This is a genomic window from Micromonospora sp. NPDC003241 (assembly GCF_053589795.1).
The window spans coordinates 14572-33475 of sequence record NZ_JBSFSO010000042.1 but is presented as its reverse complement, the minus strand read 5'-3'; the positions used below and the strand labels follow the sequence as shown (position 1 = coordinate 33475).

The window sequence follows — 18904 nt, the reverse complement described above, 5'->3', positions numbered from 1 at the left end:
GGCCAGCGAGGAGTTCTCATGGCGTACGTTTCCGCAGAGATCACGAGTCAGCCGGACTGCTGGCGCCGGGCGGCCGACCTGGCCCCCTCGGTGGTCGACCGACTTCCCCGCACCGGTGAACGGGTCGCCGTCGTCGGCTGCGGCACCTCGTGGTTCATGGCCTCCGCGTACGCGGCCCGCCGGGAGGCCGCCGGGCACGGCGAGACCGATGCCTTCCAGGCCAGCGAGTTCCCCGCCGGCCGACGGTACGACCGGCTGCTGGCGATCACCCGCTCCGGCACCACGACCGAGGTGCTCGACCTGCTCGCCGCGGTACGCGGGCAGATCCCGACCACCGTGCTGGTGGGCGACCCCGCGTCACCGGCGGTCGACATCGCCGACGCCACCGTCACCATGCCCTTCGCCGACGAGCGCTCGGTGATCCAGACCCGCTTCCCCACCACCGCGCTGGCGCTGCTCCGCGCCCACCTGGGCGACAACATCGCCGCGCTGGTCGCCGACGCGGAGGTCGCGGTCCGCGCCCCGCTGCCGATCGACCCGACCCTGATCGAGCAGGTCACCTTCCTCGGCCGGGGCTGGACGATCGGGCTGGCCCAGGAAGCGGCGCTCAAGTGCCGCGAGGCGGCCACCTTCTGGGCCGAGGCGTACCCGGCGATGGACTACCGGCACGGCCCGATCTCGGTGGCCGCGCCCGGCCGGCTGGTCTGGGCCTTCGGCGAGCTGCCCGACGGGCTGCCCGAGGACGTCGCCGCCACCGGTGCCGCGTTCGCGCACAGCCGCACCCACGGTGTCCGGACCGTGCTGGGCCGCTGGGCCGCCGGTCGTACGCCGGTGGACCCGATGGCCGACCTGATCCTGGCGCAACGCTTCGCCGTCGCCCTGGCCACCAGTCGCGGGCTCGACCCCGACGCACCCCGGCACCTGAGCAGGTCCGTGGTACTCACGTGACCCCAGCACACGAGCGGGTCGTCGTCGCACTCGACGTCGGCGGCACCGGGATGAAGTGCGCGCTGATCCGACCCGACGGTGCCGTGGTGCACGCCGAACGACACCCCACCGAGGCGGCTCGGGGAGCCGAGGCGGTCGTCGACACGATCCTCGCCGTGGCCGAGGGGCTGGCCGACAAGGCCCGCGCCGACGGCCTCGCCCCGGCCGCACTCGGCATCGTGGTGCCGGGCGTCGTCGACGAGGCACGCGGCGTCGCGGTCTGGTCGGCGAACGTGGGCTTCCGGGACGTACCCCTGCGGGCGCTGGCCACGGCACGGCTCGGCCTGCCCACGGCGCTCGGGCACGACGTGCGGGCCGGCGGACTCGCCGAGGCGCGCCTCGGGGCCGGTCGCGACGCCGGGCACGTGCTGTTCGTGGCCATCGGCACCGGCATCGCCGCCGCACACGTGGTCGCCGGATCGGCCGCCACCGGCGCGCACGGCGCGGCCGGCGAACTCGGCCACATCCTGGTCCGCCCGGACGGCCCGCCCTGTGGCTGCGGCCGGGCCGGCTGCCTGGAGTCGATCGCCTCCGCCTCCGCCGTCGCCCGCCGCTACGCCGCACTCACCACCGCACCGAACACCGCCGCCGGGTCCGCCAGCTCGCCGGCCACCGGCGGGTCCGCCACCGACCGAGCTGGATCGAGCGCCGCCACCACCGACCGCGCCGGGTCGGACGGCGGGTCCGCCACCGGCTCGGGTACGCGGCCGACGATGGTGAGCGCCGCCGAGGTGGCCGCCCGTGCGGCGGCCGGTGAGGAGATCGCCAGTCGGGTCTGGCGGGAGGCGGTCGCGGCGCTGGCCGACGGGTTGGCCACCGGCCAGGCCCTCTTCGACGTGGAGGCGATCGTCCTGGGCGGTGGGCTCGCCCAGGCCGGTGCCGGGCTGTTCGACCCGCTGCGTACGGCGCTGCGGGACCGGCTGACGTTCCACCGGGAGCCGCGACTGGTCCCGGCCGCCCTCGGCGACGAGGCGGGCTGCCTCGGTGCCGCCCTGCTCGCCCTCGACCAGTTGGAGACGTGATGACCGAACGGGTTAACGGCAAGGTGGTCACCCCGAGCGGGGTGGTCCGGCAGGGTTGCGTCGAGGTCAGGGGTGACCGGATCAGCGCTGTCGCCGAGTACCCGTCGGTCCGGGACGGCCACTGGGTGGTGCCCGGTTTCGTCGACATGCACACCCACGGCGGCGGTGGGCACACGTTCACCACCGGCGACGCCGACCAGGCCCGCGCCGCCGCCGCGTTCCACCTGCGGCACGGCACCACCAGTCTGCTCGCCAGCCTGGTCAGCGCGCCGTTCGACCTGATGCGCTCGGCCACCACCGCGTTCGCGCCGCTGGTGGGCGACGGCGTGCTGGCCGGTATCCACTTCGAGGGGCCGTACCTGTCCGCCGCCCGGTGCGGTGCGCAGAACCCGGAGTTCCTCCGCGACCCGTCCACCGACGAGCTGGACGAGTTGATCAAGCTCGGTGACGGAGCGGTCCGGATGGTGACCCTCGCCCCGGAGCGCCCCGGCGCGCTGGAGGCCATCGAGCTGCTCACCCGGCACGGCGTGGTCGCCGCGGTCGGACACACCGACGCGACGTACGAGCAGACCGTGGCCGCGGTGGCGGCCGGGGCGAACGTCGGCACCCACCTGTTCAACGGGATGCGTCCGGTGCACCACCGCGAGCCGGGGCCGGTGGTGGCGTTGCTGACCGCGCCCAACGTGGTGTGCGAGCTGGTCGCCGACGGGGTACACCTGCACCAGGGCACGTTGACCTTCGCCATCGGCACCGCCGGTCCGGAGCGCTGTGCGCTGATCACCGACGCGATGGCCGCCGCCGGGATGCCCGACGGCGAGTACGAGTTGGGCGGGCAGGCGGTGACCGTGACCGACGGACAGGCCCGGCTGGCCCGGGACGGTGCGATCGCCGGCAGCACCCTGACCATGGACGCGGCGCTGCGCAACGCGGTGGCCGCCGGGGTTCCGGTGCCCGACGCGGTCCGCATGGTGTCCACCACGCCGGCGCTCGCGATCGGCCTCGCCGACCAGGTCGGCAGCCTCCAGCCCGGCCTGCGCGCCGATCTGGTGGTGCTCGACGACGACCTGCGGGTCGTCCGGGTGATGCGCGGCGGCGACTGGGTCGAGTGACCCGGCCGGTCAGCGGGGCGCCGGGATCTCCACGCCGAGCACCGCCTGCTCGTCGGGGCGGTGCACCAGCACGTCGCCGAGGAACGAGTGCACCGCGTGCCGCATGCCGACGTCCCGGCCGGCCTCCTCGGAGAGCAGCCACTTGTGCTCGATGATCTGCGCGAACAGCTCCTGCGGCTCCAACTTGCGCCGCAGGTGCGCGGGCACGGCGCGGACCACCGGCTCGAACACCTCGGTCAACCAGCGGTGCGCGGCCTGCTGCTCGTCGATCAGGTCGCTCTCCGCCCGGTACGCGTCGAGGTCGTTCAGCAGCCTGCGGGCCTGGTTCTCCTCGGCGTCCAGACCGGTGAGCCGGAGCAGTCGCCGGTGGTGGTAGCCGGCGTCGACCACCTTCGGCCGGATCAGGTACCGCCCGTTGTCGATCGTCGACATGGCCACCTCGGCCACGTCGAAGCCCAGCTCGTTCAGCCGCCGGATGCGCCCCTCGACGTCGTGTCGGGCGTCCCGCTCCACCTGCTGCTCGTAGGTGATCTCGTGCCAGAGCCGCTCGTACCGCTGCACGACCTCCTCGCAGACCACCTCCGGGTCGATCGAGTCGTGCAGCAGGCCGGCGGCGGCGAGGTCGAGCGCCTCGCCGAAGATGTTGACCCGGGCGATCTCCAGGTCCTCACCACGCTGGCCGTTGGAGAGCGCGCTGCGCAGCGCCCCGGTCTCGGCGTCGACCAGGTACGCGGCGAACGCGCCCGCGTCCCGCCGGAACAGCGTGTTCGACAGCGAGCAGTCGCCCCAGAAGAAGCCGGTCAGGTGCATCCGGACCAGCAGCGCGGCGAGCGCGTCCAGCAGACGGCCCATCGTCTCCGGCCGCAGCGTGTGCGAGAACAACGCCCGGTACGGCAGGGAGAACTGGAGGTGCCGGGTGATCAGCACCGGGTCGAGTGGCTTACCGGCGTCGGACTGCCGGTCGGCGACGATCGCCACCGCCTCCACCGACGGGAAGTCGATCCGTTCCAGCGCGCGCAGCAGGTCGTACTCCCGCTCGGCCACCCGCTCGCCGGTCTCCTTGACCGCGTAGACGAAGCCGCCGAGGCGTACGAAGCGCACCACGTGCCGGGAGATGCCCTGCGGCAGCGCGACCAGGTGTTCGGCCGGCCACTCCTCCAGCGGTGTCGACCAGGGCAGGTCGAGCAACGCCGGGTCTACGAGGGCCGAAGTGATCCGCACGGCGTCAAGTCTGACGGCTCGCCGCCCGGAACGCTTCCCCGCGTGGTCGGCCCCACAGTGCCGAGGCGGAGGCGCGGTCCGTCCGTCCGGGCGGGCCGGTAGCGTGGCGGGGTGCGGGAAACGACACCCCGGAGGCTGCGCCCGGCGCCGGTACGCCCGGCCGGCTGGTGGTGCGACGCCCTGCTGATCGCCGGGTTCGCGGCGCTGACCGCAGTGCTCGCCACCGGCCGGTACTACGGTCTCGACCTCGCGGTGAGCGAGTGGGCCTTCGCCCACGCACCGACCCCGTTGTACTGGATCGCCCGAGCGTTCAACCTGCTCGGTCAGGGCGGCGGGCTGTTGCTGCCGCTCTCCGGCGGACTGGCCGTGGCGGTGGCCTGGCGGCGCCGTACGATCCGGCCGTTCCTGCTGGTGGGGGCCGCCTTCGTGATTACCATGCTGACGATCGGCCCGCTCAAGCTCTGGACCGACCGGGCCGCCCCGACCGCCTCGGTCAAGGAGCCGTTCCTCGCACCGGAGGAGGCGGTGCAGATCTTCCACGATCTGCCGGCGGACGCCTACTCGATGTCGTACCCGTCAGGCCACGTCGCCAACGCGATCGTCTGGTACGGCGTGATCGCCGTGCTGCTGCTCTCGCTGACCGCCGGCCGGCTCCCGACCGGGCTCTACCGGCTGGTCCGGTACGCGCCCCCGGCGATCCTGCTGGTCACCACCACGTATCTGAACTTCCACTGGCTCACCGACGGGCTGGCAGCCCTGCTGCTGGGCCTGCTGCTGGACCGGCTGCTGCACCGGGTGCCCTGGGACGCGCTGCCGCTCCCCGGTCGGCTACGCGATTGGAGCGCTCCGTTCATCGAACGCCCCTAGGCTGCCGCCGTGGAACGGTTGGCACGGCGGTTGGGCGTACCGGATGCGGTCGTCATCGGTCTGGGGTCGATGCTCGGCGCGGGCGTCTTCGTGGTCTTCGCCCCCGCCGCTGCGGCAGCCGGCGGCATCGGGCTGCTGGTCGCGCTGGCGCTGGCCGGTGCGGTGGCGTTCTGCAACGCGACCAGCTCGGCCCGGCTGGCGGCCCGCTACCCGGAGTCCGGCGGCACCTACGTCTACGGCCGGGAACGGCTCAGCCCGTTCGCCGGATTCGTCGCCGGCTGGGGATTCGTGGTCGGCAAGACGGCCAGTTGCGCGGCGATGGCGCTGACCGTCGGGGCGTACCTCTGGCCCGGGCAGGCCCGGCTCGTGGCCGTCGCCGTCGTCGTCGCGGTGACCGGCGTGAACCTGCGTGGCGTCGCCAAGACCGCCACCGCCACCCGGGTCCTGGTGCTGGTCGTGCTGGCGGTGCTGGCCCTGGTCGCGGTGGCCGGCGCGACCGGCGTCCAGATCGACCGGATCGACCAGCCCGGCGGCTCCGCGCGGGGCGTGCTCACCGCCGCCGGGCTGCTCTTCTTCGCCTTCGCCGGGTACGCCCGGATCGCCACCCTCGGTGAGGAGGTGCGCGAGCCGGAGCGGACCATCCCTCGGGCGGTGCCGCTGGCGCTCGGGCTGGTGCTGGTGATCTATCTGGTGCTGGCCGTGATCGCACTCGGGGTGCTCGGGCCGGACCGGCTCGCCGGATCGACCGCTCCGCTGGCCGACGTGGTGAGCGCCGCCGGGCTGCCCGGCCTGGCGTGGGTGGTCCGCGCAGGGGCGACCGTCGCGGTGACCGGGGTGCTGCTGTCGCTGCTGGCCGGGGTGGGCCGCACCACGCTGGCGATGGCCCGCCGCCGCGACCTGCCCGCAGCCCTGGCGGCCGTGCACCCCGTACACCGGGTGCCGCACCGGGCCGAACTGGCCGTCGCGGCCGTGGTGATCCTGGTGGTGGCGCTCGGCGACGTCCGGGCCGCGATCGGCTTCTCCAGCGTCACCGTGCTGGTCTACTACGCGATCACCAACGCGGCGGCGCTGACCCTCGGACGGGACCCGGGACGGAGGCTGCCGGTGCGGGCACTCGCCGTGGTGGGGCTGGTCGGCTGCGTCCTGCTCGTGGTCAACCTGCCTCTGACCAGCGTGCTCGCCGGCCTCGGCGTGCTAGCCCTCGGTGCCGCCTGGTACGCCCTGCGCCCCGCCCGCGCGTGACCTCTGCCCGGTTCACTCGGTCTCCCGGGGATGGCCGGTGCCGACGTACGTGAGCCAGATCGTACGCCGCTCGTCGTCGACGAGATACCAGATCCGGCCTCCGCCGGTCACCTCGTACTGCCAACGCTCCAGTTCCTGGCCCTTCCAGGCGGCCGAAGCGAGGGAACCCTTGAGACGGTGTTGACGCTCGGGTGAGAGGCGCGAACGGGGAGAGCTTCGCAGGATGTCGAAGGCCCGCCGCAGGTTGCCCGGTGCGTGACGAGCGGGATGTTCCCAACCGTCGGCTGCCGCCGAGTCGGCGAAGCGCAGGTCGTACTCGCCCGCCAGGGCCGGAGGTGCGGCACGGTCGCCTCGTTTGGGGCTCACCGGTCCGCGCCAGGTGCTGTCACCGGCCCCAGGTCGCCGGCCGGTTCCCTGGTCACCCGCTCCAACAGGACCGGGTCCGCATGGATCTCGGCGGTGTGCCGCCACTGCGTCAACAGCACGGCGATCGGCGAGAGGTTCTCCAACGAGGCAGCTCCCTGGGCGACCGTGACCAGCTCGTTCAGCAGCTCCGTCACGTCATCCGGCGGGAGGAAGGCGACCCACGGCAGTGCCTCGCCGAGCACGCGGCGAACGACATCGGTCGACTCCGAACGGACGAGACCCGCCAACAGCCGCGCGGTGAAGTCGATCACCACCGCGTCCCGCTCCATCTGGTCGGCCGACGTCAGGGCCAGGTCGTCGGCGCCGCGACGACGCAGCCGGAGGGCACGCACCTGACCGAGTCGCGCGGCCGCGGCTGCGGGACGATGCAGGAACTCGCTGAACGGAAGCTCTTCGTAGACCGCCGACACGACTTCCACACTATCGTGGAAGTCTGCGGACCGTCACTCATCGGCCTCGCGCGGGACCGGCGGGCCGGTCTGCGCCGGTGGCTCCGGCTCGGGCGGCGCGACCTCGCGGAGCAGGGAGTTCAGCCCGGCCCGGCGGGCCATCACGGTCAGCCGGTCCCCTGCCGAGACCATCATCCGTCGGTCCGGCGACCAGTCGAGACGCTGCCCGACCCGGGCGTGCGCGAGCAACCGGACGCTGCCCGGTCGGCCGACGCTGGCGAGTGTCCGGCCGTCCAGCCTCGAACCGGCCGCCACCGCGACCTCGGTGACCAGCAACGCGTGCCGACCGACCGGGATGGTGGCGATCACCGCGCGGTCCAGCAGGGCCGCCGCGAACGACGGTGCCGCCAGGTAGGAGACGCTGCGGGAGGTGCCGATGCCGAAGGCCCGCTGCACCCGCTCGGCGAAGTCGCCGTCGAAGAGCCGCAGCACCACCCGGAGCTGGTCGTTCACGGTCCGGCCGTTCAGCGCCGCCCGCAGGTTGGCGCCGTCGTCGGTGGAGACCACCACCAGCGCCTGGCAGGTGGCGATCGAGGCGGCGCGCAGCGTCTCCTCCTGCGCCGCGTCGCCCACCACCAGCGGTACGCCCAGCCGCCGGGCCAGCCCGGCACCCCGGGCGTCGGCGTTGCTGTCGATCGCGACCACCTCGACGCCGAAGTCGTTGAGCTGGGCCATCACCCGGGTGCCGATGTTGCCCAGCCCGACCACCACGACGTGCCCGGAACGCTCGATGAAGTTCCGCCCGGCGTGCAGGGCCAGCCGCGCCCGGACCACGCCGTCGACGACCACCGCCGTGATCAGCGGGATCAGGGCCACCCCAGCGAGGTTGAGCACCACCTGCATGACCTTCTCGGCGCTCTTCTTCTCGATGTCCGGGTCCTGCCCGGTGAGCGTGGTGACCATGGTCAGGTAGAGCGCATTGGCCCAGGAGACGTTAGCGGCGCGCCCATAGAGGGCACCAAACGCGGCGATCACGGCGAGCAGCACGAACACCGCGATGCCGATCTTGCGGGTGGCGAAGCCCCGCACGGCCCCGAGGAACATCGCGACCGGGCGTCGCCGACGTCGGGCGCGGACCAGCCGGCGGGCGGCCAACTCGGTGCCGGCCGGGCGGCCGACGGCCTCCGCGAGCACCACGTCGGCGTCCTCGTCGTCGGCGGGAAGCACCAGGTCCTGCTGGGAGTCGCGGGTGTCGGCCACCCCGCAGACGATCTCGCTCGGGCGTACGTCGTCGCGGCGGGCCACGTACAGCGTGCGCCCGCCGTGTCGGAAGTGCGTCGGCGCGACCTCGCCCAGCGCGGCGGCCACGAAGGCCGGGGCGGCCATCGAGGCGTCGGAGAGCACCGACGAGTCGGGGAAGATCTGCCGTACGCCGTTGGCCAGGCCGGTGTTGAACATCCGCACGACCAGCCGCAGCCGGGGCTCGACCTCCTGTGCGCAGAGGGCGGCCTGCATGTTGCCCACGTCGTCCTGGTGCAGCAGGGCCAGCCCGGCCGCACCGGCCAGCCCGGCCCGGCGGAACGTCGCCTCGTCCAGCCGGTCGGCCGGGATCACCTCGATGCCGGGCAGGTCACGCCCGTCCGGGCCGGGTGACCGCTGTCGCTCGGGCACGACCAGGGTGATCCGCAGCCGCCCGGCCTGCGTCTCGGCGGCCAGCATCGCCCGCACCACCCAGTACGCCAGGGGATCCTGGCCGCAGACCACGTAGTGCGCCCGTGGCTCCCCGTTGACCCGCAACCGGCGGCCTGCCCGCCGGGCGCGATCGAGCAGCGGCTCCGCCATGCTTCGCATGGTAAACAGCCGGTCGCACTCCGCGCAGCCCCGCGACGATCATGAAAGTCCCGGCCCGGCATGTCCGGGTCGTGGACGGGTACGGCAGCCCCCATGCAGACCTTCCTGCCGTACCCGGACTTCCTGGCCAGCGCCGGCACGCTGGACCAACGGCGGCTCGGCAAGCAGCGGGTGGAGGCGATCCAGGTGCTGCGTGGGCTGACCCGCCCCGGGTACGGCTGGCGTCACCATCCCGCTGTCAAGATGTGGACCGGTTACGAGGAGGCCCTCACCCGCTACGGGCTGGACGTCTGCGCCGTCTGGTGCGCGACCGGACGGGCCGACACCTGCGCCACCACGTTGACCGCCGATCTCGCCGCCGCCCGGGGCATCGAGCGGGTCCGTACCCAGCAGGAGTTGGCCGAGGCCGGCGAACTGCCGCCCTGGCTGGGCCGCGCCGACCTGCACCTGAGTCACCGCTCGTCGCTGCTGCGCAAGGATCCCGCGCACTACCGCCCGATCTTCGGCGACGACACCCCCACCGACGTCGAGTACGTCTGGCCGACGTCCGACCGCCCCGGGTGAGGGCCGCGGGTAAGGGAGGGTCCCCTGCTAACGCCTCGTGTATTACAAGGGCCCCCTGCTAACACGAGAGCGCACCGGCACGTACGGCGGTGCCGACCCCCGTCGGGCAGACTGAGGGGCCATCGGGAGGTGCGGTGTGAAGCTGTCACAGGTGTTCGGTCGGCTCATCGGCGTACGGCCGCACCAGGTGGACCCGGGCGGCGGTGGCGCGACCCGGGTGCCGCATCCGGTGCAGGCGGTCGTGGTCGGTGGCGGCATCGCCGGGATGTCGGCGGCGGTGGTGCTCGCCGAACGCGGTGTCGAGGTGACGGTGCTGGAGGCCGCCCCGACGCTCGGCGGCCGGCTCGGCGCCTGGCCCGACACCCTCGCCGACGGCACCGGGCAGGTCGACGAACACGGCTTCCACGCCTTCTTCCGGCAGTACTACAACTGGCGCAACATCCTGCGTCGCGTCGATCCGACGCTCCGCTTCCTACGCCCGGTGCCCGGCTATCCAGTGCTCAGCGCGCAGTGGCCGACCGAGGAGTTCGGACGGTTGCCGCCCGCACCGCCGGCCAACCTGCTCACCCTGTTGGCCCGCAGTCCCAGCCTGCGACTGCGTGACCTGCGCACGATGGACCGCGACGCCGCCCTGCCGCTGCTGACCTACCATCCGGAGCGCACCTACGCCGAATTCGACCACCGCACCGCCGACGAGCTGCTCACCTCGCTGCGGCTGCCGGACCGGGCGCGGGCCATGCTCTTCGAGGTCTTCTCGCACTCGTTCTTCAACCACGAGGTGCAGATGTCGGCCGCCGAGATGATCGCGCAGTTCCACTTCTATCTGCTCGGCAACCCCGAGGGGCTGGCCTTCGACTGCCCGGACGAGGACTACGCCACCGCGATCTGGCAGCCGCTGACCCGGCACCTGGAACGCCACGGCGGTCGCGTGCACACCGGTGTCGCGGCGACCGCGCTGGACCGCGAGGGCACCGCCTGGCGGGTACGCACCAGCGACGGCTCGTACCCGGCCCGGCACGTGGTGTTGGCCCTGGACCCGCCGGCGCTGGCCGACCTGGTCGCCGCCTCCCCGACACTGGCCGAGGCGGCACCGGCGCTGGCGGCGGCGATGCCCGCGTACGGTCGGCCCGGTCCGCCGTACGCGGTGGCGAGGCACTGGTGCGACGGGGACGTGGACCCGGGTCGGGCGACCTTCAACGGGGTGTCCCGCCAGTCCACCCTGGACTCGGTGACGCTGTACCACCGGCTGGAGGAGGAGCCGCGACGCTGGGCCGCGCAGACCGGCGGCTCGGTGATCGAGCTGCACGCGTACGCCTGCGATCCGGACGTGTCCGCCGACGATCTGGCCGACCGGATGTGGGCCGACCTGGGCGCGCTCTGGCCGGAGACGCACCGGTTGCGAATCCGCGAGCGGCGCGCCCGGGTGGAGGCCAAGGCCCCCGCCTTCACCCCCGGCAGCCATCCCGGACGGCCCGGGGTACGCACCGAGGCCGCCGGGCTCTACCTGGCCGGCGACGGCATCCGCACCGACTTCCCCAGCGCGCTCATGGAGCGGTCCGCGGCCACCGGCATCCTGGCCGCGAACCACATCCTGCGGGCCGAGGGCGGCGCGGCCGAGCCGATCCACTCGGTACGCCCCCGGGGCCTGCTCGCCCGTCCCTGAGCCGCCAGGTCGCGTCCGCCCTGATCGGCCGGGCCAGGGCGGGCCGGTCAGGGCAGGCGGCCAGGGCGGGCCGGTCAGCCGGCCGTCGGCGGGGTCCAGCCGAAGCGGGCCGGACGGCGTTCGTGGAAGGCCGCGACGCCCTCCCGGGCCTCGCCGCTGTCCCGCGCCTGTCCGTGCCACCAGGCGATGCGGTCGGCGTCGGCCCGACCGTCCACGATCTCCTTGGCGGCGGCGACGCTGAGCTGCGAGCGTTCCGCGATCGTCGCGGTGAGCGCGTCGACCCGGGCGGCCAGACCGGCGCCGGACAGCACCTCGTCCACCAGGCCGGTGCGCAGCGCCCGGTCGGCGTCGACCAGCTCACCGGTGAAGAGCAGGTGCTTGGCCGTCGACGGGCCGACCAGCCGGGTCAGCCGCCGGGTGGCCGGTGCCGGATAGACCAGACCGAGCCGCGCAGGTGGTACGCCGAACCGCGCGTCGTCGGCGGCCAGCCGCAGGTCACAGGCGACGGCCAGTAGGCAGCCACCGCCGACGCAGGCGCCCCGCACGGCGGCGACGGTCGGCTTGGCGAAGTCGGCCAGCCGCCGCTCCGCCACGTCCACCACGTTGCCGTCGCCCGGGTTCAGCACCTCGTCGAGGTCACCGAGATCGGCACCGGCGCAGAAGGTGCCGTCCGCGCCGGTGAGCACCAGGACGCGTACCGCCGGATCGGCCGCCAGGCCGTCGAGCAGCACCGGGAGCTGCCGCCACATCGCCGTCGTCATCGCGTTGCGGCGGCCCGGGTTGCGGATCACCACCGTGGCCACCGCGCCGGTCACCTCGACCACGAGTTCCGCGTCCGCCACCACCCACCCCCTTCGACGGCCTGAGGGTAACCCGCACCGGCGCCGCGCCCGTCCGGTGACCCGAGGTGTACGCCTGGTAGCTGCCCGGCATTCACCGACGAGCCGCCCACACCTGACAGCGTCACCGTGCGCACCTACTTTCCGCACCCCGAGCGAGCAGGTGATCATGGCTTCCACACCACAGGTCAGCGTGGTCGTGCCGACCTTCGCCCGACCCGCGTTGGTGACCCGCGCGGTCCGCAGCGTCCTCGCCCAGACCGTGACCGACATCGAGGTCATCGTGGTCGTCGACGGACCGGACGCCGCGACCGGCGCGGCCCTCGCCGAGATCGGTGACCCCCGGGTACGGGTGGAGGAGCTGCCCGGCCGGGGCGGCGCGCCGAACGCCCGCAACACCGGCGTACGCGAGGCCCGCGCGCCGTGGACGGCCCTGCTCGACGATGACGACGAATGGCTGCCCACCAAGCTGGCGGTCCAGCTCGACGTCGCCCGACGCAGCCGCGTACCGAGCCCGGTGGTGGCCAGCCGTCTGATCAACAAGACGCCCCGGGCGGAGTTCGTGCTGCCCCGCCGGCTACCCGAGCCGGGCGAGCCGATCAGCGAGTACCTGACCGTGCGCCGGGGCCTGTTCCACGGTGACGGCTTCATCCAGACCTCGACGATCATGGCGCCGACCGAGCTGCTACGTCGGGTCCCGTTCACCGTCGGCCTGCGCCGGCAGCAGGAACTCGACTGGACCGTCCGCGCCACCGGCCACTCCGACGTCGAGCTGGTCTTCGCCGCCGAACCACTGGTGCTCTGGCACCAGGACGAGGACCGTCCCCGGATCAGCCTCAGCTCGCCGTGGGAGGCCCAACTCGCCTGGCTACGCGGCATCCGACCGCTGATCACCCCACGGGCGTACGCGGCGATCACGATGAGCATCATCAGCTCAATGGCCGCGCCCACCCGCAGCCTCCGGGTCTTCCGCCTGCTGCTGGCCGAGGCGCGCCGGCACGGCAGCCCGAGCCTGGTCGACTACCTCACGTTCGCGCAGATCTGGCTGATCCCGCCGACGCTGCGCCACCGGGTACGCGACGGCATCCTCGGCCGCCGGGCCGTACCCCCTGCCCCGTCCCCGCCGTCCGCCGCAGCCCCGCCTTCCGCCGCAGCCCCGCCGTCCGCCGCGATGCCGGTGGCCACGGAACTCGGAGCCGATGTCGGACGCTAGGGTCGCCGTGATCTGGCGGAGTTGCCTGCTGCCCGGCTCGGAGACGTTCGTCCGCCACCAGGGCGACGCGTTGCCCACCTGGCGTGCGGTCCACCTCGGCGCGATCCGGGTCGACTCGCCGTTGAGCCGGGACACCGACGTGCTGCTCTGCCCGGACACCCCCCGTGGTCGCCGGGACTGGCTCCGGCTGCGACTGACCGGCGATCTGCCCCGACTGCACCGGCTGCTGGCCCGACTGCGGCCCGACGTGGTCCACGCCCACTTCGGCGGGGACGGCTGGCTGGTCAGCCGTGCCGCGACCCGGCTCGGCATCCCGCTGGTGATCACCCTGCACGGGCTGGACGTCACCCGTCAGCCGACCGCCCCGGGCTGGCGGGGTGCCCGGCACCGACGCCATCTCCGGACCGCCTTCGACCGGGCCGCGTTGATCCTGGCCGTCTCCGGCCCGATCCGCGACCGGGCGCTGGAGCTGGGCGCGGACCCGGCCAAGGTACGCGTGCACCACACCGGCGTGCCGGTACCCGCCGAGCCGCCGACCGGCCCGAAGAACTGGGACGTGGTCTTCGTCGGTCGCTTCGTCGACAAGAAGGGCGTGGACCACCTCGTCAAGGCGCTGAGCCTGCTCGCCGACCTGCGCCCCCGCACGCTGCTCATCGGCACCGGCCCGCTGCTCGCCCCGGTACGCGCCCAGGCCGAACGCAGGGGTGTCGACGCGACATTCGCCGGGGCGCTGCCACCGGACGAGGTGCTGCGGCACGTCGCCGAGTCCCGGGTGCTCGCCGCCCCGTCGCGTACCGCCGCCGACGGCGACACAGAGGGCCTGCCGACCACGATCCTGGAGGCGGCGAGCCTAGGCGTACCGGTGGTGTCGACGTACCACAGCGGCATCCCGGAAGCGGTCACGCACGAGGTGACCGGCCTGCTCGGCCCCGAGGCCGACCCGCCGGCCCTGGCCGCCAACCTCCGCCGACTCCTCACCGACACCCCGCTACGCCACCGCCTCGGCGCCGAGGCCCACCGCCACGCCGCCACCCACTTCGACCTCCACCGCCAAACCCACACCCTGGAACACCTCTACGCCACCCTGACCACCCCCACCCCCACCCCCGGCCCCACCCCCACCCCCGGCCCCACCCCCACCCCCGGCCCCACCCCCGGCCCCGGCCCCGGCCCCGGCCCCGGCCCCGGCCCCGGCCCCGGCGATCATGGAGTTGTGGCGAGTGGTACGCACCTTTGAGCCCGTTTCGCACCCACCACAACTCCATGATCGACGCGCCGAGAGGGCGGGACGGGACGGGACGGCCGGGATGGAGGGGTGAGGGTGGGTGAGGGGGCCGCGAGGGGGTCAGGTGGGGCGGCGTAGGTGGTGGAGGGCGGTGCGGGCGGAGCGGCGGGCGGACCTGGCACCGGCCAGCAGGGCTCGGGCGGCGCGGGCGGTCGGGGTGCCGCTGAGCAGCGAGACGATCCTCCGTAGCCGCGTCAGCTCGCGGTCGCGCTCGGCCAGCGTCCGTTCGTACCACTGCGCCAGGGCACGGGCCTCAGCCAGCTCCCGCGCCAGTTCGTCCCGGTCGATCAGCAGCTCCCGCCACCCTCGTGCGGTGGTCTGCGTCCGGTCGTCGGCGAACGACTCCGGTTCCCGCCCGGACAGGGCGGCCAGGGTCGCTGCCAGTTCGCCGGGCGGCAGGAGGTGCGCCAGCCCGGCATCGGCCGTCCGGGCCGCCAACCGGCGCAGCACCTGCACCGACCCGGCCTGCACCGGCTCAACCTCCGCCGGCTCGACCTGCGCCGGCTCGGTCGCCGCGACGGCGTGCCAGGCGCCGTCAGGTGTGACCACCACCTGGTCCGCCGGCACGTCCGCCAGCGGACCGGCCTGCCAGGCGGTGAGCAGCGCACGCAACCCGGGCAGCTCCCGCCGCGCCGTCGCGGCCAGGGCCAGGTCCTCGACGGTACGCCCCGACGGCACCACCGTCCCGTCGGCGAACCGCCATCCACCGGCCGGACCACGGCGGACCTCCCGACGCCGACCGTCCCGCATCAGCACCCCCGCCGGAGGCCGACCCGCGACCTGATCGGTGGCCTCGCCGGACACGTCCGGAGTGGAGCCGGCGGCGGCCAGGCGCTCGGCCAGCAGCACCCAACCGGGAGCCGACTCCGGGACACCGCCGTGCCGGAGCGCCAGCATCGTCAGCCGAGCCGGATCGGCGAACGGCGGCACCGCGAACGGCGGCACCGGGACCGGCCGGTCCGGATCGGCGGCTCTGGTCGGCTGGGTGGTGCTCAGGGTGGCCTGGAGGAAGCCGGTCAGGTCGGAGTCGGCCAGCAGCTCGGTACCGAGCAGAGCGGTCGGCGTCCGCGGCGATGGGAAGGTGGCCCAGGTGCCGACGGTCCACAGGCCGGACGCGGCCAGCCGGTCCCGCAGTCGGGGCAGGCCGGCGGGGCGGGTGTGGTCGTACTCGTCCGGTGCGGTCCAGTCGGAATCGGTGCGTGGCGGCGGTGGGAACGGCAACCGGTGCAGCCCGAGGGGGTTCTCCGCGCCGAGCAGCAGTCGGCCGGTGGGGCGCAGCATCGACGTCAGCAGGTCGAACCGGTCCGTCCACCTCAGCTCCGGCCCCTCCACCGAGGCGAGCCGCCCCAGCCCGTCCAGTGCGACCAGGCTGTCGTACTGCGGCGAGGCGGGCAGTCTCTCGGGGCTGCCGCAGTACACCTGGACTTCCGGCCGGTCGGCGTACCGGGCGGCCAGTGTCTCGGCGTCCGCCAGTCCGCGTACCAGGATCGTCAGGTCGGGCGAGGGCAGCACGTCGAGCAGGTCGGGGTGGTGCGGGCCGACGACCAGGGTGCGTCCACCGACGGCGGTCAGCAGCGCGGCCAGCGTCGGCCCGCCCACCGGGCCGGGGCCACGGGACCCGTCGAGGTCGGACCAGGCGAGCATCTCGCCGCCGAGCAGACGGGGGCTTCCCGAGGTCATGCCGGCGTCCGATCGGCGGACGCCGCCCGCGCACCCCGCCGCGAGCCCGGGGCAGGCAGCGGTGCCGGTACGACCGCAGGGGCACCCGGTGGGGCCGGTACGGCGGCCGGGGTCGGCCAGCGGAACAGGTGGCGCAGCTCGGCGGGCGTGAGCAGGCGGTCGGCGCCCAGCTCGGCGTCGGCCAGGGCCCGGGCCACGGTCACGTCGACCCGGGGGCCGTGCAGGTCGGCCCACTGACGGCGGATGCGTGGCTGGCCGCCCCAGACGGGGGTCTCACCGGCCAGGTGCATCGGGTCGCCGTACACGGCGGGCTCACAACCGGCCAGGACGCCGTAGAAGATCGCGCTGCACAGCCGGTTGGAGGCGACCCGCCGGTGCCGGCGCAGTTCGGCGAGCTGCCGGACGAGGAACTGCGGGTCGAGGTCGGTCCACCGGCCACCCCGATAGCCGTGGCAGACGACCCGGAAGCCGGCCCGCTCGTAGTACCGGCGGACCCGCGTCGACCGGTACTCCTGCCAATAGAGGCAGACCGTCACCGGGCCCGGCTCCACGGCCCGGATCTCGTCGACCAGCCGACCGTGGTCGCCCAGGATCCGTTGCCCCTCCCAGCCGTGGAAGGGGTACCAGAGGGTGCCCTCCCGCCGGGACGGCCCGTCGGGCGTCGTGGCGGTCAGGTACGCGAAGGGCGCGCCGAGGACGTACGTCCGCCGGTGCCCGAGGGACCAGGCGCGGCGGCGCGTCCGCTCGGACCAGAGGAACAGCGGGACCCCGGGTACGAACTCGTGGTCGGGGGCCATCCCGTCGCCGATGTTCCAGCCGTGTTGCAGGTAGCCGGGCACCCGGGGCGGCTGCCCGTCATCGAGTCCGCAGTAGCGGGCCAGCAGGTGGGAGTGCCCGTAGTAGTGGTTGGCGTGGTGCACGGTGTGGGTGTCCCTGGGGGTGGCGGCAGCGTTCAGGCGGACGGTAGACAGCCCGCCTGAACGCCCGGCCACGACGAGGTGTCGCCCAGTGTTCCGTGCGCGATACGGATGGAGCCCCCGGCCGGGATCGAACCGGCGACATCCCGCTTACAAGGCGGGTGCTCTGGCCAGCTGAGCTACAGGGGCGTTGTTTCCCGGTCAGCATAGCGACCGACGTCTGCTTTTCCCGCTCGGCAGGGGTCCCGAGCACGGGAAACGTCAACATCCCGACCCGCGGGCGTCGATTCGTGTCCGACCGTGCCCGAGTGACCGGAATGCGAATGCTCTCAGTCCCATCCACCGTCCCGAACCTTGGCATTGCGGCGAAAGCCGTTTACCGTGCAGTGACACGGACGACACCGGGGTTTTCCTCACGTCGTCCGTGGCGCCGGTACGGGGCTCCCGTGCCGGTTGCTCCTTCACTCGGATCGTCCGGCACGTTCCTGCCGGTGAAAGGAAGCGTCCCCCCTCATGGCTACGGTCACGTACGCGAAGGCGTCCCGGATCTACCCGGGCACCGAACGCCCCGCGGTCAACCAGCTCGACCTCCAGATCGGCGACGGAGAGTTCCTCGTCCTGGTCGGCCCCTCCGGTTGCGGTAAGTCCACCAGCCTGCGCATGCTCGCCGGCCTGGAGGACGTCGACGACGGCGCGATCTACATCGACGACCGGGACGTCACGCACCTCCCGCCGAAGGCCCGCGACATCGCGATGGTCTTCCAGAACTACGCTCTGTACCCGCACATGACGGTGTACGAGAACATGGCGTTCGCGCTCAAGCTGCGCAAGACCTCCAAGGCCGAGATCGACCGTCGGGTCAAGGAGGCGGCGGCGCTGCTCCAGCTGGAGGAGTACCTCAGCCGCAAGCCCAAGGCGCTCTCCGGTGGTCAGCGTCAGCGTGTCGCGATGGGCCGCGCCATCGTCCGGGAGCCCCAGGTCTTCCTCATGGACGAGCCGCTGTCCAACCTCGACGCCAAGCTCCGGGTGCAGACCCGTACCCAGATCGCCTCGCTGCAGGCCAAGCTCGGCGTCACCACCGTCTACGTGACCCACGACCAGGTCGAGGCCATGACCATGGGTCACCGGGTGGCGGTCATGCTCGACGGTGTGCTCCAGCAGGTGGACACCCCGCGTGCGCTCTACGACACCCCGGCCAACGTCTTCGTCGCCGGCTTCATGGGCTCGCCCGCGATGAACATCAAGACCGTGCCGCTCACCGAGCAGGGCGCGGCGTTCGCCGAGCTGTTCGTCCCGCTGACCCGCGAGCAGACCGAGGCGGCCCGCGCCGAGGGTGGCGACGGCAAGGTCACCGTGGGCTTCCGCCCCGAGGACTGCGACATCGTCAGCCCGACCGAGGGCGGCATGCCGGTCGTCGTTGAGCTGGTCGAGGACCTCGGTTCGGACGCCAACGTCTACGGGCACGCCGCCCTGGACGGCTCCTCCGAGCGCTTCGTGGTGCGGACCGACCGGCAGCACAGCCCGAACATGGGCGACACGATCTTCGTGAAGCCGCGTACCGGCCGCAGCCACGTCTTCCACGCCACCAACGGCAAGCGGATCTGACGTAGCAACCGCGAAGGGGCGGTC

At 73.5% G+C, this 18904-nt stretch carries 17 protein-coding genes and 1 tRNA gene; 10 read left to right on the top strand and 8 right to left on the bottom strand.

The window, feature by feature from the left end; translation table 11 throughout:
- Positions 1–18: 18 nt before the first annotated feature.
- Genes ACWDVW_RS26060 through nagA form a run of 3 tightly spaced genes read left to right on the top strand, consistent with a single transcriptional unit; the run spans position 19 to position 3118 of the window.
- Complete coding sequence (locus tag ACWDVW_RS26060) at positions 19–948, top strand: SIS domain-containing protein (RefSeq protein WP_396742032.1); 930 nt, start codon at positions 19–21, stop codon at positions 946–948.
- Complete coding sequence (locus tag ACWDVW_RS26055; RefSeq protein WP_449953729.1) at positions 945–2009, top strand: ROK family protein; 1065 nt, start codon at positions 945–947, stop codon at positions 2007–2009. The genes ACWDVW_RS26060 and ACWDVW_RS26055 overlap by 4 nt, the downstream gene beginning before the upstream one ends.
- Positions 2009–3118: an N-acetylglucosamine-6-phosphate deacetylase gene (gene nagA / locus ACWDVW_RS26050; protein ID WP_449953726.1), complete on the top strand. Its 1110-nt coding sequence runs from the start codon at positions 2009–2011 to the stop codon at positions 3116–3118. Before ACWDVW_RS26055 ends, nagA begins: the two co-directional genes overlap by 1 nt.
- Positions 3119–3127: 9 nt before the next feature.
- Here nagA and ACWDVW_RS26045 read toward each other — a convergent pair whose 3' ends face one another.
- The gene (locus ACWDVW_RS26045) at positions 3128–4339 is read right to left on the bottom strand and encodes a DUF4032 domain-containing protein (protein ID WP_449953723.1); all 1212 of its coding nucleotides are present in this window, start codon (positions 4337–4339) and stop codon (positions 3128–3130) included.
- 135 nt (positions 4340–4474) lie between these two features.
- Here ACWDVW_RS26045 and ACWDVW_RS26040 point away from each other — a divergent pair, with 135 nt between their 5' ends.
- A complete protein-coding gene (locus tag ACWDVW_RS26040; protein WP_449953776.1) occupies positions 4475–5206 on the top strand; it encodes a phosphatase PAP2 family protein in 732 nt (243 codons plus the stop codon).
- 9 nt (positions 5207–5215) lie between these two features.
- Positions 5216–6448 carry an APC family permease gene (locus ACWDVW_RS26035; RefSeq protein ID WP_449953720.1) on the top strand — a complete coding sequence of 411 codons (1233 nt, stop codon included), beginning with the start codon at positions 5216–5218 and terminating at the stop codon, positions 6446–6448.
- A 12-nt stretch (positions 6449–6460) separates the two neighbouring features.
- Here the strand turns inward: ACWDVW_RS26035 and ACWDVW_RS26030 are convergent, their stop codons facing one another.
- From ACWDVW_RS26030 to ACWDVW_RS26020, 3 genes are read right to left on the bottom strand one after another with little or no spacing between them, the layout of a single operon-like run.
- Positions 6461–6814, bottom strand: a complete 354-nt coding sequence (locus tag ACWDVW_RS26030; protein WP_449953718.1) for a hypothetical protein — start codon at positions 6812–6814, stop codon at positions 6461–6463.
- Positions 6811–7284 (bottom strand): hypothetical protein, encoded by a 474-nt coding sequence (locus ACWDVW_RS26025; RefSeq protein WP_449953715.1) that lies wholly within the window; start codon positions 7282–7284, stop codon positions 6811–6813. The genes ACWDVW_RS26030 and ACWDVW_RS26025 overlap by 4 nt, the downstream gene beginning before the upstream one ends.
- A 33-nt stretch (positions 7285–7317) precedes the next feature.
- Positions 7318–9114, bottom strand: a complete 1797-nt coding sequence (locus ACWDVW_RS26020; protein WP_449953712.1) for a potassium channel family protein — start codon at positions 9112–9114, stop codon at positions 7318–7320.
- A gap of 93 nt (positions 9115–9207) precedes the next feature.
- On the opposite strand from ACWDVW_RS26020, the gene ACWDVW_RS26015 reads away from it, so the two are divergent.
- Both ACWDVW_RS26015 and ACWDVW_RS26010 read left to right on the top strand, forming a co-directional pair.
- A complete protein-coding gene (locus tag ACWDVW_RS26015) occupies positions 9208–9678 on the top strand; it encodes an MSMEG_6728 family protein (RefSeq protein WP_449953709.1) in 471 nt (156 codons plus the stop codon).
- Positions 9679–9814: 136 nt separating this feature from the next.
- On the top strand, positions 9815–11341 hold the full coding sequence (locus tag ACWDVW_RS26010) for a hydroxysqualene dehydroxylase (RefSeq protein WP_449953706.1): 1527 nt from the start codon (positions 9815–9817) through the stop codon (positions 11339–11341).
- Between the two features lie 74 nt (positions 11342–11415).
- Here the strand turns inward: ACWDVW_RS26010 and ACWDVW_RS26005 are convergent, their stop codons facing one another.
- Positions 11416–12183 carry an enoyl-CoA hydratase/isomerase family protein gene (locus ACWDVW_RS26005; protein ID WP_449953704.1) on the bottom strand — a complete coding sequence of 256 codons (768 nt, stop codon included), beginning with the start codon at positions 12181–12183 and terminating at the stop codon, positions 11416–11418.
- Positions 12184–12349: 166 nt separating this feature from the next.
- Between ACWDVW_RS26005 and ACWDVW_RS26000 the strand changes: the two genes are divergently transcribed.
- Together ACWDVW_RS26000 and ACWDVW_RS25995 are read left to right on the top strand one after the other, a co-directional pair.
- Positions 12350–13393 (top strand): glycosyltransferase family 2 protein, encoded by a 1044-nt coding sequence (locus ACWDVW_RS26000; RefSeq protein WP_449953702.1) that lies wholly within the window; start codon positions 12350–12352, stop codon positions 13391–13393.
- A 7-nt stretch (positions 13394–13400) separates the two neighbouring features.
- Positions 13401–14630 (top strand): glycosyltransferase, encoded by a 1230-nt coding sequence (locus ACWDVW_RS25995; protein WP_449953699.1) that lies wholly within the window; start codon positions 13401–13403, stop codon positions 14628–14630.
- A 108-nt stretch (positions 14631–14738) separates the two neighbouring features.
- Here the strand turns inward: ACWDVW_RS25995 and ACWDVW_RS25990 are convergent, their stop codons facing one another.
- From ACWDVW_RS25990 to ACWDVW_RS25980, 3 genes are all read right to left on the bottom strand, one after another.
- Positions 14739–16358: a hypothetical protein gene (locus tag ACWDVW_RS25990; RefSeq protein WP_449953697.1), complete on the bottom strand. Its 1620-nt coding sequence runs from the start codon at positions 16356–16358 to the stop codon at positions 14739–14741.
- A complete protein-coding gene (locus ACWDVW_RS25985) occupies positions 16355–17278 on the bottom strand; it encodes a hypothetical protein (RefSeq protein ID WP_449953694.1) in 924 nt (307 codons plus the stop codon). The genes ACWDVW_RS25990 and ACWDVW_RS25985 overlap by 4 nt, the downstream gene beginning before the upstream one ends.
- Before the next feature lie 109 nt (positions 17279–17387).
- Positions 17388–17464: transfer RNA gene (locus tag ACWDVW_RS25980), tRNA-Thr, on the bottom strand.
- A 324-nt stretch (positions 17465–17788) separates the two neighbouring features.
- Between ACWDVW_RS25980 and ACWDVW_RS25975 the strand changes: the two genes are divergently transcribed.
- A complete protein-coding gene (locus tag ACWDVW_RS25975; protein WP_449953691.1) occupies positions 17789–18880 on the top strand; it encodes an ABC transporter ATP-binding protein in 1092 nt (363 codons plus the stop codon).
- Positions 18881–18904 lie beyond the last annotated feature (24 nt).

Coding starts and splice junctions, on each gene's coding strand:
- ACWDVW_RS26060 (WP_396742032.1), top strand. CDS start 19: ATGGCGTACGTTTCCGCAGAGATCACGAGTCAGCCGGACTGCTGGCGC.
- nagA (WP_449953726.1), top strand. CDS start 2,009: ATGACCGAACGGGTTAACGGCAAGGTGGTCACCCCGAGCGGGGTGGTC.
- ACWDVW_RS26020 (WP_449953712.1), bottom strand. CDS start 9,114: ATGCGAAGCATGGCGGAGCCGCTGCTCGATCGCGCCCGGCGGGCAGGC.
- ACWDVW_RS26015 (WP_449953709.1), top strand. CDS start 9,208: ATGCAGACCTTCCTGCCGTACCCGGACTTCCTGGCCAGCGCCGGCACG.
- ACWDVW_RS26000 (WP_449953702.1), top strand. CDS start 12,350: ATGGCTTCCACACCACAGGTCAGCGTGGTCGTGCCGACCTTCGCCCGA.
- ACWDVW_RS25990 (WP_449953697.1), bottom strand. CDS start 16,358: ATGACCTCGGGAAGCCCCCGTCTGCTCGGCGGCGAGATGCTCGCCTGG.
- ACWDVW_RS25975 (WP_449953691.1), top strand. CDS start 17,789: ATGGCTACGGTCACGTACGCGAAGGCGTCCCGGATCTACCCGGGCACC.